The 14,194-nt window shown below is 59.8% G+C and carries 26 protein-coding genes; 11 read left to right on the forward strand and 15 right to left on the reverse strand.

The annotated features are described in order from the left end of the window. Nucleotides 1-47 precede the first annotated feature (47 nt). The 12 genes from LH128_RS31765 to LH128_RS31150 form a co-directional block, all read right to left on the reverse strand. Complete coding sequence (locus tag LH128_RS31765) at nt 48-221, reverse strand: helix-turn-helix domain-containing protein (protein ID WP_083910032.1); 174 nt, start codon at nt 219-221, stop codon at nt 48-50. A gap of 252 nt (nt 222-473) precedes the next feature. Further along, nucleotides 474-677, reverse strand: a complete 204-nt coding sequence (locus LH128_RS01750) for a helix-turn-helix transcriptional regulator (protein ID WP_008827850.1) — start codon at nt 675-677, stop codon at nt 474-476. Further along, nucleotides 670-1,302: a hypothetical protein gene (locus tag LH128_RS01755; protein ID WP_008827851.1), complete on the reverse strand. Its 633-nt coding sequence runs from the start codon at nt 1,300-1,302 to the stop codon at nt 670-672. Before LH128_RS01755 ends, LH128_RS01750 begins: the two co-directional genes overlap by 8 nt. Then, complete coding sequence (locus LH128_RS01760; RefSeq protein ID WP_008827852.1) at nt 1,299-3,191, reverse strand: ParB/RepB/Spo0J family partition protein; 1,893 nt, start codon at nt 3,189-3,191, stop codon at nt 1,299-1,301. The genes LH128_RS01755 and LH128_RS01760 overlap by 4 nt, the downstream gene beginning before the upstream one ends. Further along, nucleotides 3,188-3,349 (reverse strand): hypothetical protein, encoded by a 162-nt coding sequence (locus LH128_RS32985; RefSeq protein WP_172704873.1) that lies wholly within the window; start codon nt 3,347-3,349, stop codon nt 3,188-3,190. Before LH128_RS32985 ends, LH128_RS01760 begins: the two co-directional genes overlap by 4 nt. Then, nucleotides 3,346-3,510 (reverse strand): hypothetical protein, encoded by a 165-nt coding sequence (locus LH128_RS32990; RefSeq protein ID WP_172704874.1) that lies wholly within the window; start codon nt 3,508-3,510, stop codon nt 3,346-3,348. Before LH128_RS32990 ends, LH128_RS32985 begins: the two co-directional genes overlap by 4 nt. Beyond that, the gene (locus tag LH128_RS01765; RefSeq protein ID WP_172704875.1) at nt 3,507-3,860 is read right to left on the reverse strand and encodes a hypothetical protein; all 354 of its coding nucleotides are present in this window, start codon (nt 3,858-3,860) and stop codon (nt 3,507-3,509) included. The genes LH128_RS32990 and LH128_RS01765 overlap by 4 nt, the downstream gene beginning before the upstream one ends. A 53-nt stretch (nt 3,861-3,913) precedes the next feature. Then, nucleotides 3,914-4,150 (reverse strand): DUF2312 domain-containing protein, encoded by a 237-nt coding sequence (locus LH128_RS01770; RefSeq protein WP_008827854.1) that lies wholly within the window; start codon nt 4,148-4,150, stop codon nt 3,914-3,916. Further along, on the reverse strand, nt 4,134-4,457 hold the full coding sequence (locus LH128_RS01775; RefSeq protein WP_008827855.1) for a hypothetical protein: 324 nt from the start codon (nt 4,455-4,457) through the stop codon (nt 4,134-4,136). Before LH128_RS01775 ends, LH128_RS01770 begins: the two co-directional genes overlap by 17 nt. Further along, nucleotides 4,454-4,759, reverse strand: a complete 306-nt coding sequence (locus LH128_RS01780) for a hypothetical protein (protein WP_008827856.1) — start codon at nt 4,757-4,759, stop codon at nt 4,454-4,456. Before LH128_RS01780 ends, LH128_RS01775 begins: the two co-directional genes overlap by 4 nt. Beyond that, nucleotides 4,756-5,199 carry a helix-turn-helix domain-containing protein gene (locus tag LH128_RS32995; protein ID WP_172704876.1) on the reverse strand — a complete coding sequence of 148 codons (444 nt, stop codon included), beginning with the start codon at nt 5,197-5,199 and terminating at the stop codon, nt 4,756-4,758. Before LH128_RS32995 ends, LH128_RS01780 begins: the two co-directional genes overlap by 4 nt. 95 nt (nt 5,200-5,294) lie before the next feature. Beyond that, entirely contained in the window at nt 5,295-5,828 is a 534-nt protein-coding gene (locus LH128_RS31150; protein WP_051211381.1) for a hypothetical protein, read from the reverse strand. A gap of 84 nt (nt 5,829-5,912) precedes the next feature. On the opposite strand from LH128_RS31150, the gene LH128_RS01790 reads away from it, so the two are divergent. Further along, nucleotides 5,913-6,107 carry a hypothetical protein gene (locus LH128_RS01790; protein ID WP_008827859.1) on the forward strand — a complete coding sequence of 65 codons (195 nt, stop codon included), beginning with the start codon at nt 5,913-5,915 and terminating at the stop codon, nt 6,105-6,107. A 247-nt stretch (nt 6,108-6,354) separates the two neighbouring features. Here the strand turns inward: LH128_RS01790 and LH128_RS31770 are convergent, their stop codons facing one another. Continuing rightward, nucleotides 6,355-6,675 carry a transcriptional regulator gene (locus tag LH128_RS31770; RefSeq protein ID WP_083910034.1) on the reverse strand — a complete coding sequence of 107 codons (321 nt, stop codon included), beginning with the start codon at nt 6,673-6,675 and terminating at the stop codon, nt 6,355-6,357. A gap of 84 nt (nt 6,676-6,759) precedes the next feature. Here LH128_RS31770 and LH128_RS31775 point away from each other — a divergent pair, with 84 nt between their 5' ends. The 8 genes from LH128_RS31775 (at nt 6,760) to LH128_RS31160 (ending at nt 12,097) form a co-directional block, all read left to right on the forward strand. Then, the gene (locus LH128_RS31775) at nt 6,760-7,116 is read left to right on the forward strand and encodes a helix-turn-helix domain-containing protein (protein ID WP_083910036.1); all 357 of its coding nucleotides are present in this window, start codon (nt 6,760-6,762) and stop codon (nt 7,114-7,116) included. 52 nt (nt 7,117-7,168) lie between these two features. After that, on the forward strand, nt 7,169-7,738 hold the full coding sequence (locus tag LH128_RS01795) for a hypothetical protein (RefSeq protein ID WP_008827860.1): 570 nt from the start codon (nt 7,169-7,171) through the stop codon (nt 7,736-7,738). A gap of 120 nt (nt 7,739-7,858) precedes the next feature. Further along, nucleotides 7,859-8,932 (forward strand): DUF2806 domain-containing protein, encoded by a 1,074-nt coding sequence (locus tag LH128_RS31780; protein ID WP_008827861.1) that lies wholly within the window; start codon nt 7,859-7,861, stop codon nt 8,930-8,932. Nucleotides 8,933-9,011: 79 nt separating this feature from the next. Further along, nucleotides 9,012-9,293 (forward strand): type II toxin-antitoxin system RelE/ParE family toxin, encoded by a 282-nt coding sequence (locus LH128_RS01805; protein ID WP_008827862.1) that lies wholly within the window; start codon nt 9,012-9,014, stop codon nt 9,291-9,293. Further along, nucleotides 9,293-9,595 carry a HigA family addiction module antitoxin gene (locus tag LH128_RS01810; protein ID WP_008827863.1) on the forward strand — a complete coding sequence of 101 codons (303 nt, stop codon included), beginning with the start codon at nt 9,293-9,295 and terminating at the stop codon, nt 9,593-9,595. The genes LH128_RS01805 and LH128_RS01810 overlap by 1 nt, the downstream gene beginning before the upstream one ends. A gap of 466 nt (nt 9,596-10,061) precedes the next feature. Further along, entirely contained in the window at nt 10,062-10,553 is a 492-nt protein-coding gene (locus LH128_RS33000) for a hypothetical protein (RefSeq protein WP_172704877.1), read from the forward strand. 111 nt (nt 10,554-10,664) lie between these two features. Further along, nucleotides 10,665-11,372, forward strand: coding sequence for an FRG domain-containing protein (locus LH128_RS31155; RefSeq protein WP_083910038.1), 708 nt, complete (start codon nt 10,665-10,667; stop codon nt 11,370-11,372). A gap of 80 nt (nt 11,373-11,452) precedes the next feature. Beyond that, nucleotides 11,453-12,097, forward strand: coding sequence for a hypothetical protein (locus LH128_RS31160; RefSeq protein ID WP_008827866.1), 645 nt, complete (start codon nt 11,453-11,455; stop codon nt 12,095-12,097). Between the two features lie 221 nt (nt 12,098-12,318). Here the strand turns inward: LH128_RS31160 and LH128_RS31165 are convergent, their stop codons facing one another. Then, nucleotides 12,319-12,474 carry a hypothetical protein gene (locus LH128_RS31165; RefSeq protein ID WP_202950079.1) on the reverse strand — a complete coding sequence of 52 codons (156 nt, stop codon included), beginning with the start codon at nt 12,472-12,474 and terminating at the stop codon, nt 12,319-12,321. Between the two features lie 123 nt (nt 12,475-12,597). Here LH128_RS31165 and LH128_RS33005 point away from each other — a divergent pair, with 123 nt between their 5' ends. Together LH128_RS33005 and LH128_RS01835 are read left to right on the forward strand one after the other, a co-directional pair. Further along, entirely contained in the window at nt 12,598-13,029 is a 432-nt protein-coding gene (locus LH128_RS33005) for a hypothetical protein (protein ID WP_172704879.1), read from the forward strand. Between the two features lie 158 nt (nt 13,030-13,187). Beyond that, nucleotides 13,188-13,604, forward strand: a complete 417-nt coding sequence (locus LH128_RS01835; protein WP_008827868.1) for a LexA family protein — start codon at nt 13,188-13,190, stop codon at nt 13,602-13,604. Here LH128_RS01835 and LH128_RS01840 read toward each other — a convergent pair. Further along, the coding region (locus tag LH128_RS01840; protein ID WP_008827869.1) for a DDE-type integrase/transposase/recombinase at nt 13,601-14,194 on the reverse strand (594 nt) is incomplete at its 5' end. The genes LH128_RS01835 and LH128_RS01840 overlap by 4 nt on opposite strands.

The raw sequence follows: 14,194 nt of genomic DNA on the forward strand, positions 1-14,194 counted from the left end.
TCTGTTCTCATCCTGATAGTCGCTGACCTCTCACCCAGATCGTCGCGCTATATGGCTATCTGCCTCTCCATAAAGGCCAGAATGCTGGCAACCGTGATCCGGGTCGAACGGCCGATCTTGAACACTTCAACTTCGCCAGCCGCAATCAGCTCATACCCCTTGATACGGCCGATGCTGAGCATGGCGAAGGCTTCCTTCGGTGGCAGCGCGATTGGTTGCATGAATGCCTTGGATCAGTGGGAAGAACGACCGCTCCACAGCCGACGAGAATCGGCTGCAAGCAGAGGTAACAGTTGAGTTATCGGGGAGCTATTATGGGAACAGGCGCATAATCGCCAGATTTTCCCTTATTTATCAATATTTCTTGGCGGACAGGGTGGAGTTCAAATTGCATCGGATGCGCCCCTAGAATTACGGCGATTTCAGTACGGTCGATGCGAAGGATACCCCCTTGTGTACCCCCGCCTCGTTCTTCAGCGGAAAGGTCGCGCCTCGATCCAAGCGTCGATTTCAGACGCGACCCAAGCCACGCAGCGCGTGCTGATTCGGCGGGGCCGGGGGAACTGGCCGGCCGCCATCTGTTCGTAGATGGCGCTCTTTCGCAGGCCGGTGCGCTGCTCGACTTCAGGACGGCGCAGGAGAGGCGACACCTCTCGCGCAGGTGCCGCATTACCCATGAACCATTCCTTCGTAGCACGAATTGTATTCGACCAGATGTGGCGCGCCGCAGCGCTCCGGGGGAGACGGGTCGCGCGCCTCCCCCTCGGCCCAGGGGCTCATTCCCCCGAAGACGGTGACCTGGTCGTAGGCCAAAGCTATTCTCTCAATGTCGATGACCAGAACGACAGGGTTCTCGGTCCATTCGTTTCCAGCGTGAGCGAGCGAGAGATTGTTGTTCCAGGTCTTGGCAAAGCCAGCACGGCCGGTGACGAAGCCCTGCGCCTCGATCTCCGCGTCGGTGATGTTCCGAAGGTGGGCCTTCCGTACCCGCAGCACTCGAAGGTGCTGGCGATGCCACGCGCGGAGCAACTCACGCGCATTGCGGCGGCGCGGCGAAATTTCGTGGAGAGCCTCTTGTGAGAAATCTGCCACGAAGTTGGGGATGCCGCCCCGCAACGCCGCCTGGCTCGGCGAGAGGCTATCGAAGTTCCGGGGAAGGAAGAACGGTTCGCGCACCCAAAGTACTTCACCGGGCCGCGTACGCTCGAGGCGTCGGCCGAGTGGACGATATAGGCGAGAGAGGCGGCCGTCGACGAGCGCGCGGATCTGCGGCTCGATGATCGTGATGGGCTGGGGTATCACTCCGCCGCCTCTCTCTGTTCTGCGCTGCGCTCAGATGCGACCCCGAAGGACAGCAGTGGGTGGACCCAGCCCGGGTCTTGCTCGACGGCGCCGGCAACGGCGCCGGACAACGTGCTATCGGGAAGCTTGTGCCAGTCGCGAAATGCCTCGGTTTCGACGTGCGGTTGCGCGAGCTCGAGCCGCTTCATTTTCGGAAAGAGCGCCATAAAGCGGGAGGTCGGCCGCCACAGTTCGCGGATCACTTGATCGCTCGCGCCCATGATCTGCGCGATGTGATCATGGGTGCCGATCCGCCAGCCGGGGACGTTGGCAGAGCGCAGCAGCGCCATCCCGGCTAGCACTGCCGCAGCGGTATTCTTCACGCGGTCATTGGCGAAATGGTACGCCTCGAACGCCTCGCCCAGGTTCGCGATCGTGATGAATGGCTGCTCGCGAACGGTATCGAGTGTCGCTTCCCACAGACGGTGCACTCCCGCTTCCTCGAGGTGCGGCTCGACGAGGTCGATCGGCTCAGCATCGTCACGGCTCTGCCAGTGGGAAGCGAGACCAAGCGAACCGGTGTCGGCGGGGCGGGAGTTCTCCTTCCCAAGTTCCTGCCGCAGCTGGGACCACACGAGGTAGTCCCGACCGATCGTACCGTCCTCCATCGCATCGACGAGAAACAGACCACGCAGGATTTCGCGCCGAAGCGACCGCATCACCTGCAGGCCATCGGCGGTCAGGCCATGCTCGTCCTTGACGGCCGCGCGGGCGGCCTGGGCATAGCCGCTGTGCCGGTCGAACCCGTCAGCGCCGGTGACTCTGTGGCCCGCAACTTTAACTGGCGTTTCTTCCGTCGCCGCAACTTCTCGAGCGGCATCACGCTTCGCCTTGCGGCTGGCCCACCAGTAATGCACCTGGAACTCCCCGCTCAGTTCGATGTCGATCGTCACGACGACGTCCTCTCCGGGTAGGGTGAGGGGGCCGCCGTGATCCTGCAGGTCGATGGCCAGCGATGGATCCGTCTGCCCCATGAACTGCGGCGCGGTGGAAACGAAACGTAGATCGGTCCGGCCGGTACGGCGCCGAAGATCCCGACGGATCTCGGTCATCTTCGTTTCGACCTGCTCGCGCAGCAGCGCCTGGTCGACCACGCGGCCCCGTTCCGGACCATCGGCGAAGAGATCGAGCTCGAAGCGCCCACTGGCGGCCCGATACACCTCGGCGCCAACGAAGCGCAGCAGCCGCTCGAGTTCGCGATCGCCAACCTTGTACCAGGCGCGGATCTTTCCCGGGTCGCGGGCCCAGTGATCCAGGCCGCCGAAGTGCGTCCAGGCCGCACGCTGTAGGTCCTGATCCTCGGTGGCTGCGAAAGCCTGAGCCTGCTCCTCGGCAATCGTCCCGTGGACGTACGCGTCAAAGATCTCAGGGACGAGACGGCCAAGCCTGAACTGCCGTCGCACCCACTCGGGCGTTTGACCGATATGTTCTGCGATCTGAGTGACATCGGAGCCTTGCTCGGCCGAGCGCGCGATCGCCGCCTGGATCTCGTAGGGGTGAAGATTGCGGCGGAGCAGGTTCTCTGCCAGCGACAGCTCAGTTATTGCGGCCGGCGCGAGATCGCGCACAATCCCCTCGATCTCGAAGTCTGCGGGCAGCTTGCCGGCAGCGATGAGGCGACGGATCGCGCGAAGGCGGCGCCCCCCCGCTAGAACACCCCACGCGGCGACCGGCTCACCCGCCAGCGCCAAGTCGCGGTAGGGCGTCATGTCGTGTACGAACAATGGGTACATGAGCCCGTTCGCCGCGATGTTCGCTTCGAGCGCGGTGGTGTGCTCGGCGTCCTCCGAATGGAGACGGACGTTGAGCGGCGAAATGCACAGCTGGTCGACGGTGAAGATCTGGGTCACGACGTGGCGCTCCCTTGGCTGGTGCTGGCGCGACGGCGCGCCCGTTTGCGTTTGACGGGAAGAGCGAAGGCCAACTGGCGGCCTTCGCCCGGAAACTCGAGATCGAGCACCGCGCACTCGGCGCAGGTGCACAAGACATTGCGGGGATGCCGCTTCATGGTTGGCCCTCCCGATCGCGGCGGCGCTGCTCGCGCCGACGGTGCAGTTCCGCCAGTTCGCGCTCGTCCGCGCGCGACATTGGTGCGAGGCGCGGCGCCCCGCCTTCGCCGAAAGGGCGCAGGATTGTCCGGCGGACCATGCGGCTGAAGCGGCAGGTCATCGGTCGCTCACGAAAATCTGAGCGACGGCGGCCGCGCCATAGCAGACGGCAGTCATGATCGCGGCCGCGCCCACGCCTGCAACGTGCGGATCGCGCTTTGCGAAGCCTGTGATCGAGCGGATCGTGAATTTTGGCTTTGTAACGTGCTGAAACTTGCTGCTCGGGTATGCCTTCTGCGGCCATCGATCGAAGGCGAGCATTTCGACGATCTTCCCGTTCCAGGGACAGCGCTTCATGACTACGTGGCGGACCTTCAGGATCTCACCTGCGGCTGGCCCCGAGTGGCTCACCGTGAGGCCACGGGAGTACCAAGGCGCATCGTGCATGCACTCCGCGTACTGGCCGGGCATCCATTGTGCCGGTGCGGCCGCGCAGGCCGGTGCCGAGTTTGGGGCCGTTGCCATCAGTCGATGCCCAGCGCCGACTTGTACGTGTCGAGCAGCAGGTCCATTTCGCGGCGATCATCCGGCTTCATCTTCCGGATGCGCACGATCGCGCGCATGATCTTCACGTCATAGCCGACCGCTTTCGCTTCGTTGTAGACGTCGCGGATATCGTCAGAGATGCCCTTTTTCTCTTCCTCGAGGCGCTCGACGCGCTCGATGAGAAGGCGCAGGCGATCGTCAGTGGTCTCGGCCATGTACGCCCCCCACTGTAAAGCGCCGCACCGGTCGGCCGGCCGCTTCGGCCGTCTCGACCATTGCGGCTTGCAAGGTCTGCAGGTTGTTGATTGCGACGCTGATCGCCACACCCAGCGCGGTAATTGCAACGCGCTCATCTTCAGCGCTGAACACGGTGTCGTGTAGCGCGGCTCTGGCGCGATGAGCTGCCTCGAACCCAAGCTCTACGATCTCCTCGATGTGCTCGGCGGGAATGCCGCTCGCCGCCAAGCTCTCGCGGACCTCGATGCGGGCGACTGCTTCGTGACGGTCGCGAGGAAACGTCACAGTGCCAACTCGACTTCGATGCCCCAGCGATGCACGCCGCCTGCGCCACCCAGGGAATGAGCACGCTCCAGGATCGCTGCCATTCGCGCCGTCGCGAGTTGCAGCGCCAATTCGATCGACATCATGCCGATGCCGGTATCAGGGGCGGCGCGCACTACACCAAGAAGGGTATCGACCGCTTTCGTGGCGGCGTGGCAGCCTAAGTCGACCGCCTGATCCGCCCGATCAGCAGCGACCCCGTTCTGAATCATTTTCGTGCGTATTTGCCGTCGCACGTTTTCGTCGAATGCGTTCGGAGTCATTGTCTCTCTCCTTTCGGCGGCACCGGACCGGCGATGCTCTCGCGATGGCGGCAGACGGTGCAGATGGTGGGATTGGGGGCCAGGGCGGCGGCTGGTGCGGCCGGGCATGCGCAGGTATCGAGCCAACTGGCCCCGCAGCCGGAGCAGATCTGAGGCTCCGGAAAATCAGAGGGTGTTTCGCAGGACTCGCGAATCAGAAGCAGCTCGTAAATGCTGAGGTCGAAATGAAAAATTCGCCGAACAAGCGCAGCTTGCTGCATCGTGAGGGAAGGATTTCCCTTCTCAGCGGCCAAGAGCCGCGCTTTCAGCCGGTCGAAATCTCCGCCTCGGATGGGCCTTATCGTGCCGGGGGACACACCCAGAGCGACAGCGAGCTGCTCCACCGTGAGACCTGCGGCCTCACGTCGCTTCTGAAGGTATGTTCCCGGGGACATGGACATCGATCGTTCCGGACGCACTGATGCGCTCCGAACGGCGCGGTGGCCGAACGAGCGCGGGAATTCGTCTGTGTGAGGAGTTGGGGCGCTCCGAAGCCCTAAAGCGTCGGCGGGCCGGTAGCGCGTGGCACGCCGGCAAGATCCTCGATCATTGAAGGACTGGTGAGACGGCCGCCGTTCGCCATCGCAGTGACGACGACGCGGGCTGTCTGATACTCTTCCAGGGCCTCATCCATGTGGACGAGGGCCTCGCGGAAGACGGTGCGGCAAGCGCCTGGCTGGGCTGCGAGCACCAAAGCCGCTTGGGCCTGACCACATTCGCGGATCAGCTCGGCCGCGATTCTGCCCAGGCCAAGGTTGTCGGCGGAATGGAAAAAACCGGCCTCGTCCAGGCGGAAGGCGAAATACTCGATGCAGGGGGCGCCGTCGCCGCCCGATCGGCGGAATAGCTTGTCGAGCTTGATCGCGCATTCGAGCGGGATCTCTTCGCGCCGATCGGGATCCCCCCAGGCACGGACGATCGCGGGCTTCCGCGGCGAGCACTCGGCCGCCATCGCGTCCCAACCGCCCGGCACCGTGTCGGCGATGTCCGCCAGTGCGGCATGAATCGAGAGGGGAGGGCGCCGCTTCATGTCGGCGCTCCAGGGCTGGCCCTTGACGGAGTGGCCCCTTCAGCCATCGTGCGGTTATCAACGCCTGCACGAGGAACCGGAGCCATGGATTCGCTGGAGGAGATGTTTGAAGCCACGCTCCAACTGGAAAAAGTCTGCCGCGAGCTCGCAGAAGGGGCACCGGTGACAAAAGAGCGGATCGAGATCATGTCGAGGACCGTCCGCGCCGTAGGGTTCGTTCTAGGAGACCCTTTGCTCGCCAAGTCAGTGATCTCGAGCACGACAGATCGTACCGATTGATGCGCCCGGCGGCCTCCGGTAAGCGGCCGCCGGGCTATCGTCAGGTGTCCACCATCCAACGAATTCAATCGGGTGCCGGCTGCCCGGGCGCGTGAGGCACGCGCGCCGCGCGTTGGCCCTTCGCCCGGCCAGGAGCTGAAGAGCCGAGCACTGCCGGCGAGCGCCCAACGCGTCGCTTCGAAGTGGCTCTGCTCTTCCAGCATACCACGAGCGGCGGCCGAAATAGCAAGTTGCACCATGCACTTCGTCATGGCTGCAGCCCCTTCAGCGATTCAGGAACGCCGGCGGAGCCATGGGTGTGCTCCGCCGGCGTTCCACCCGGTGGGGAACCGGGCATGGGGGGCTCTGATTCAAAAAGCGCTGCGACGTCGGGACGAAGCTCAGCTTTCGGGATGCCGGTCGCATCGGAAACTGTCGGGACGTGGTCCAGCGGTAAGAGCTTTTCGTTCTTTAGCCATCCGAACACAACGGACTGACGCTTGCCTATCAGCCGCGCGAACGCGGACTGCGAACCGACCTTACGGACAGCTTTTGCTAAGGCAGAATCAGATTCATGCTCTAACGCCATTGCGTTTGACTAACGCAAGAGCGTTAGGGTCGTCAACCGCCATCGCCTCGTATCCTCTCTAACGTAGAGGCGTTAGAAAGCGACATGGATCTTGGTACGCGCATTGTGGAACGGTTGAGCGCTCTGGGTATGTCCCAAGCGGAACTGGCCCGTCGCGCGACAATCCCTCAGTCAACCATCAATAGCCTTATCAAACGCGGCCGGCGATCCTCACCTCATTTGATCCGCATCGCGCGTGAGCTGCGCACGACGCCTGCATACCTCACAGGCGCCAGCAACGATCCCGACGCTGAGTTTGGTGACGACGCGGTTGATCTGACTGCCGAGGAGCGTGAATGGGTGGAATTGCTCCGCGCGATACCGCCAAAGGAGCGCGCAGCTGCTTTAACTTTGGTGCGGACGATCGCCACCAGCGCGAGTTCTCCGAGCGTGCATGGATAGGGGCATTTAGCCATGGGGGCGGGGTCAGTACGTTCGGACAGATCGGGGGCGCATGATTAACATCGAGGAACTCGATGCAATTTACCGCCAGGCCAACTGGCTTATTGCTAAGCGCAGCGGCTCAACGGCATTCAAGGCGCTTACGCTCGGTCAGGAGAGCCTCGACGATACTGTTGCCGAGATCGCTGACCTCTACAGGCTATCGAAGGAGGCTCGGCGGACGCTTCAGCCTGTTATAGCCGGTGAGTTGCAGACTGGGCTGGCAGGCGCTGTTTCAATGGCAAAGGCAGCAGTGGGCCTGGACGGATTGGCGACTGGCGGGAAGGGGGCTGACGCAGCGAAGTCCGCTATGGCGCTGGTGAAGCTTGGGCCGAAGGCGGCAAAGGCACATCCTATCCTCGCGGCTGCGTCAGTGGCCTACGCTGTTGGCAGCGCAGGATGGTTCGCTTTCCATGCGAGAGCCTTCAATCGCGCGGCCTATGAAATGGTCAAAGCATCGATCCCGGCCTCGTTTGGCACAGATGAAGGTCCTGACTTGAACGATTCGCCGAAAGCAGCATCGCCAATGATCGGGCGGCTGAAGGATCTCGCGAAGCGCAGGCGCGGTATCGAACCGGGGTAGGGTCGCGTTGCGACGATACGGACCTGTCCGCAAATTCGCCTCTTCTAAATGACCGCGGCGGACGGACTATCCGCCGTGATCGGAAATTTTCAATCGAACATAAATGGCAAGTGAGTGCGAATGGTGACCGCAGACAATAACGATGTCTCGACCGTAGGACTACCTGCGACGATCGAACATGCCATTGACAGTGTGGCCGATGGTTGGCGCGGGAAAGTTGCAAAGGCGCTTCTAAAGATTATCGGCATTGCGCGATTCCCAGAGGCAACGGTCCAGATCAGTGATGCGCTCGACACCCTTGACGGGAGGCGAATTGTTGCACGCACGGTGGCACAAGCGGTCGCGGAGCGTGTGGTTCAAAATCCAGACAGTATGGAGCGAGCGATGCTCCGTTTTTGGGGGAATGAAGCTGAACGCCAAAACAATCTCGAGGCGATTGCGCTACAAGCTGCCGAACATATCTCGCAAAACGAACCAGTGGGAGAGCCTCAGGGCGACATCACTGAGGATTGGCGGCGAAAGTTTTGTAACTTTGCGAGCGATGTATCAAGTTCGGAAATGCAACAGACTTGGTCGCGCATTCTAGCGGGTGAAATCGTAAAGCCGGGTTCCTTTTCACTTAAAACGCTTCGTACAGTTTCCGAACTCGATCAACGGACCGCTGAGCTGTTTCAATCTGTTGCCGAAGCAGCTTACGGTAACGATCTGTTTTGCGATCCTTGGATTAAATGGACGGAAGGAAGAGAATTCGAGAAGTTGCGGACATTGCAGGAAGCAGGATTGATTCAGACAGGACCGGAAGAAGTCGTCAATCAGGTCGAATGGAATGAACTCAATAGGTGCTTTGTATATGGATCCAAATATGGGGCATCCGCTTATTTTCCCGGTGCATCGGAGACAGTGAGTATCCCGGTAATCCCGCTTACCCAAGCCGGCCGGGAGCTGCTGGCTTTGATTGAGGATAGAAACGAATCGGGAGTTCTATTGCGTCTCGCGCAGACCATCTTGCTGCCTTTGATCGACAGGCATGGAGGCATATTGTTCACGGGCCGCATTGTCAGCGACAACGATAAATCCTGGGTCAGCGATGACTTATACATTGCTGGGTCCCGTGCCGAGATGAACACTGTCATGCGTTTGCAGAGGCCAATGGGGGAGGGCGAGCCCGAGAGCAACAAGACCGTCAGCGAATAATGGCTCTGCGGTGACATGGCTGATGCGCGCCGTATAGTATGACTTGACATAACGTGTAAAGCCATACTATACATAATGTATGGAAATCGAGAGCGTCCGAAACAAGAAGCTGCGCCAGTTCATCGAGACCGGCACTGCCAAGGGTGTCATCGAGCCAGAGCGGATCCGGAAGATGGTTGCCCTGCTTCTAATTGCTCGTTCGCTGGATGACCTGTCGGTTCCGCCGAACTTCGGCTTCCATGCCCTGACGGGTGATCGGGCAGGCACTTACGCAATGACCGTCACTCGCAACTGGCGGCTCACTTTCACAATGGCCGACGAGCAAGCGATCGCCGACCTTGATCTGGAGGATTATCACTGATGGCCATCAAGGTTCATTCCTCGTTCTTCGTCCATCCGGGGCCTTGGCTCCGGACTGAGCTCGTCGAGGCATACGGACTCACCGTGTCCGCCGCAGCCGAGGCGCTCGGAGTTACCCGCGTGGCCATGAGCAACCTGCTTAACGGCAAGGCCTCGCTCTCGGCCGATATGGCACTCCGCTTTGAGAAGGCATTCGGCATGTCGGCCGACACAATGATGCGGATGCAGGCGGCCTATGACGTTGCCCAGGCGCGCACCCATATCGACGATCTCGCTGTCACGCGGATTGCGAAGGCGGCCTAAGCCTGGGGGTACGTGGGGGGTATGGGCGCCTGTCGGGACCGCTCGCCCTCGCGGATCGCGGCGGACGGGGTAACCGCCGCGACGATCATCTTTTCCCAAAATTTGCTGAGAATGGCCTGTGGAATTACGAGCGAAAAGGCTGATTGCGGAGCATCAGGTGCGGGAGGTCGCAGGTCTGGTCAGTAAACTACCGCCCGTGGGTCGCTGCATCTACTGTTATGGAAGTTCCGGTGCTGTGGAGCTAACAGATGAGCATATACTTGCTGATGGGCTTGGGGGAGATTTGCTTCTCCGCCAAGCAAGCTGCCGCGTCTGTGCGAAGGTCATCCATAGGTTCGAAACCGTGCTCATGAAAAGCACATTGCGCGATGTCCGAGATAGATGGAAAGTTCGATCTCGGAAAAGGCGAAAGACCGATAAGGCTCCGCCCTTGCTGCGAGACTTGCCTAATCCACAGGTAGGAAGTGTGGAAACTGCTCCGTACTTCGAACTCATTCAAGCTTTAACTAATAGCCCGCCAGGTATTCTCGCGGGCAGCTTGCCGTCCGAGGATCTCCCCTGTTACCTGCAAATTATCTATCCAAACGACACTACAAACTTTGCATTAGTTGCTCGGGGCGACATTACGGTCAGTACCAACTCTTGGTTCAAGACCGCTGCAAAAGTTGCACATGGTTTCGCTGTCGCGAACCTCGGAATTGAAGCATTGCAGCCGATGGTCCACAACTGGATCATTGGTCTAGAACCCGTTCATGGTACATATTGGGTTGGCACGGCTGGACCGTACGAGGCTTCAGAAGCCCTGCACACTATGAGGCTTTTTGAGGCCACCTTCTGGGCGCCGCAGCGGCAACGATTTGAGATGTTTTATATTGTGGAGGTCAGGCTTTTCGCCAACATGCCTTCGCATATTTATACTGTTGTGGTTGGGACTAAACCCTTGCGCGCTTGCGCGTAGAGGCTTTGAAGAGCCCAATCGCGGCGGGGGTACACCCGCCGCTGTCTGTAGAATTCAACTTGGAGCCAGCAATTGAATACGACGTTTCTGCCATCCCATGCTCATCAAGGCATGCTTACCATTTCTGGATATCTTCGCTCACTCAATATTTCTCTGGTCGATCAACCGATATATCGGGGTCACGCTTCAATCGCTTGGACAGTTGAGTGTTCTGCTTTTCGTAATGGTTCAGCTGGGATTACATCTGCCTGGGATCTCGGCCAGTGGTCCCAAATGGCCCGAAGGTTCGTCGATTACGGCTCCAGCAATCCTCTTCGGGACTTAGTCCTAGCACAGCATTACGGCATTCCAACGACCTTGCTGGACTGGACCACCAATCCTCTGATCGCGCTGTACTTTGCGAGTGAATCTGATCCCTCAAAAAGCGATGGCAAAGTCATAAAGATGACTGCGATCCCAGGCCAAGCCGAGAATCTATCTGCAGATGAACTATTCGAACCCCGCCAATACCCGCTGGTTTTCGACACATCGACGATGAACCTCAGGTCGACAGCTCAAGATAGCATTATGAGCTTGCACTCGAAGGGCGAATCTCCGTTCAATACTCACGATGTCTTCGTGCTCCCGCAAGGCGAAAAGAAAGCCGTCCGGGCGGCGTTAGCGATGTTCGGCATCACTGCAGAACGTGTATATGCGGACTTGGGCGTTGCAGCCTCCCAATTTCGGTTGAACCTTGAGGAAAGAGCAACCTTCAATCGAGTCTTCGAAGAAGTCGTCTCGCTGCAAGTGGCCTCTGGCCCGGTCGTTGACCCCAGTTAACACCAAAGGCGAGAAGCTCGCGGCGGAAGGATTATCCGCCGCGATTGGCTATTCCAATCCGGCTTCTAGGATAAAATATAATGGAAAATAGTCAGCTTAGAAGCGAAGCTATGTCGGCCAAAGTGCTGGTAATGCTTAACGCAATCAGAGAACTCGCAGATAGGCCGGACCGAGAGTTTGCCATAATAGCGGCTTCCATGATTGAAGATTTGTTAGTTGACGTTTTAAAGACCAAACTAGCGCCTTTGTCTGGCGACCGATACAAACGCCTCTTTCAACGTGCGGGCGCTCCGTTGGGCACATTTTCTGCGCGTGCAGATCTCGCGCATGCGCTGGGCTTGATCGACGACCAAATCCTCAACGATTTAGATCAGATTAGAAAGATACGAAACGCCTTCGCGCATAACTTTAGCGACCTGAGCTTTGCTACAGGAACTACCATTGCGACAAAAGAGCAGTCGGATATAGAAAAGGCATGTAACGCGCTGCAAACATTAGATTTGGAGCGCTACAACCACGCAGGAGTTAATCCGAACGGAGTGGGCAGATTTGAAATTTATGAAACTTTAGTAGAGTATCGCCCCATGTTCCTTGACACAGAAGGAAGGATCATTGGCCAATTACCAGCGATGGGTACCGCGGACTGGTCACCATATAGGGCGCGGTTTTCTGAATGCATTCAACTTGTCTGGTTTATTTTGGCCGGACTGGCGCTGTCTGGCTGAGTTTCTCAGGGGACGGGCACTTCTATAGCGATACAGACGTCTCTCAACACCTGCAGCGAGCATGGTGCCCGTAGTTGTCCGCGCGATCGAATTTTTTCGATCGTCTGCTAGGTGCCTCATAGCCACCTTTCGCACCACGACTGACGTCCGGCAGATATCCAAAGAGGTTTGTCACCGTCGAGGCGGTTACGCGGCGGAGGGTGTATCCGCCGCGATCGGGCTCAGTCGCCAGTCAATCCGCGCTCGACTAGCCGCCTGACTGCCTCGGGCCGTCCTGGAACATCGGCCTGATTGGCGCGCCAGGCGTCGATCGCGTCCAGTTGCTCGCGCTTCATGCGCACGCTCACCTCTTCGCTGTCGATCTTCGGTCGTCCCATGATGGACTTTTTACGCGCATTATCTGTTGCCATAGCCACTTTATGCGCGCATAAAGTGCGGGCGGCAAGAGAGTTCGTACCTCTCTGCCGCCCTAACCACACTCGACCACTTGGAGATCGACGATGGCTACTGTCGCCCCTATCACCGCTCGCGCGCCTGCCAACATGCATTCTTGGCTCCAGCGCGCATTTGCTCACCTCGTTCCAGCGCACGAACTATTACCGGCTGCGCCTTCCATCGAGACGACGATCGTCGATCTGCGACTGATTCTGCGCCGCATCGAGCATGCGCGGCGCGAACATAAGAAGTGGGATGCACGTTATCTGGCCCAGACTGTCGCGCGGGCGATCATCGGGCCGCTCGACGGCTTCGATCTGACTGGTGACATCGACCGATTGCGCCATGGCGCGGCGTTCGCGCTGCAGCCGATCGCGGCGATCACTTCGCCCGAACAGCGTGGGACTGTCGATGTCGGCGCTGAGCTCGAGAAAGCTGCGGAATTCGTGCGCGCGGCTATCGCAGATGCTGAGGCGGAGCGTCACGGCGCAAGATGATCCTGCCTTTCGCGGACAAATAAGGGCGGCGCGGGAAACTGCGCCGCTTTCTTGCTTTGTGCGGCGAATTGCCTCTCACCAGCGATACACTGTTAATTCAGCCACTTCTTGCTATGTTTCATCTGCGGGCGGGAAAACTGCAGATGGATTGAGCGGTAGTGGCGACGTCGCTTACAGTGCTGGCGGATGCGGCCTTGCGGCTGACACCGGGGATGACGAGCAGCAGATTGCTCGTGCTCGCGTTCGTGCGCGACTATTTCACGTCATATGGCAACAGCCCATCGTATGGGGAAATCGCCAATGCGCTGCGCATCAGCCCGACCCGCGCGCGCCAGTTGGTGAAAGCTCTGGTGACGTCCGGGCAGCTGCTACGGCGGCCTGGTCCTCGCGGTCTGTCTCTGCCGACGCTGCGTGACGAGGCAATTCGCCAGTTGCGCGAACTCGGATGGGCCATCGACGAGGATCGTGAGGTAGTCATCGCCCCCTGCGCGCATTCGACTCTGCCTGACCTTCCTATGCTCGATTACGTTCCTCCCGGACTTGCGGAGGTTCAGGGTGGTGTCGTTGCCCCTTAATTCCCGGACAGTTCCTCACTGGTTGAACGTGTGATGTATTCGCGCGGGGCGAGATAGCCAAGGGCGCGATGCGGGTGGACGTTGTTGTAGTGGTGGAACCAGCTTGGTAGCTGGCTGATCACGGCCTTGGCGTTGGGCTTTTCGGCGACGCGGACGTAGTCTCGCTTCATGGTCCGCACGAACGCCTCTGCCATGCCGTTGGATTGCGGGCTTTCGATGGGTGTTGTCCGGGGTCTGAGGTTGATCTCGCGTGCGAAGCGGCGAGTCTCCTTGGCGGTGTAGCAGCTGCCGTTATCTGTCAGCCATTCGATGGTGGAAGGCAAGCGGTTCACGCGGCCGAAGCGGTGCTCGACGGTGGCGGTCATCAGATCGCGCACGTCCTCGGCGGATATGCCTGCGGTGGTGGCCACGAAGCCCATTGCCTCGCGATCGCAGCAATCCAGGGAGAAGGCGACGCGCACCTTCTCGCCGTTGTCGCAGCCGATCTCGAAGCCGTCGGAGCACCAGCGGGTGTTGCGGGTATCAACCGCGACGCGCCCGTCGTGACGACGATCGTCTGCCTTGCCGCTATGGCGCTGGAGCAGCAGGCC

Source organism: Sphingomonas sp. LH128, assembly GCF_000293195.2.
GTDB lineage: Bacteria > Pseudomonadota > Alphaproteobacteria > Sphingomonadales > Sphingomonadaceae > Novosphingobium > Novosphingobium resinovorum_A.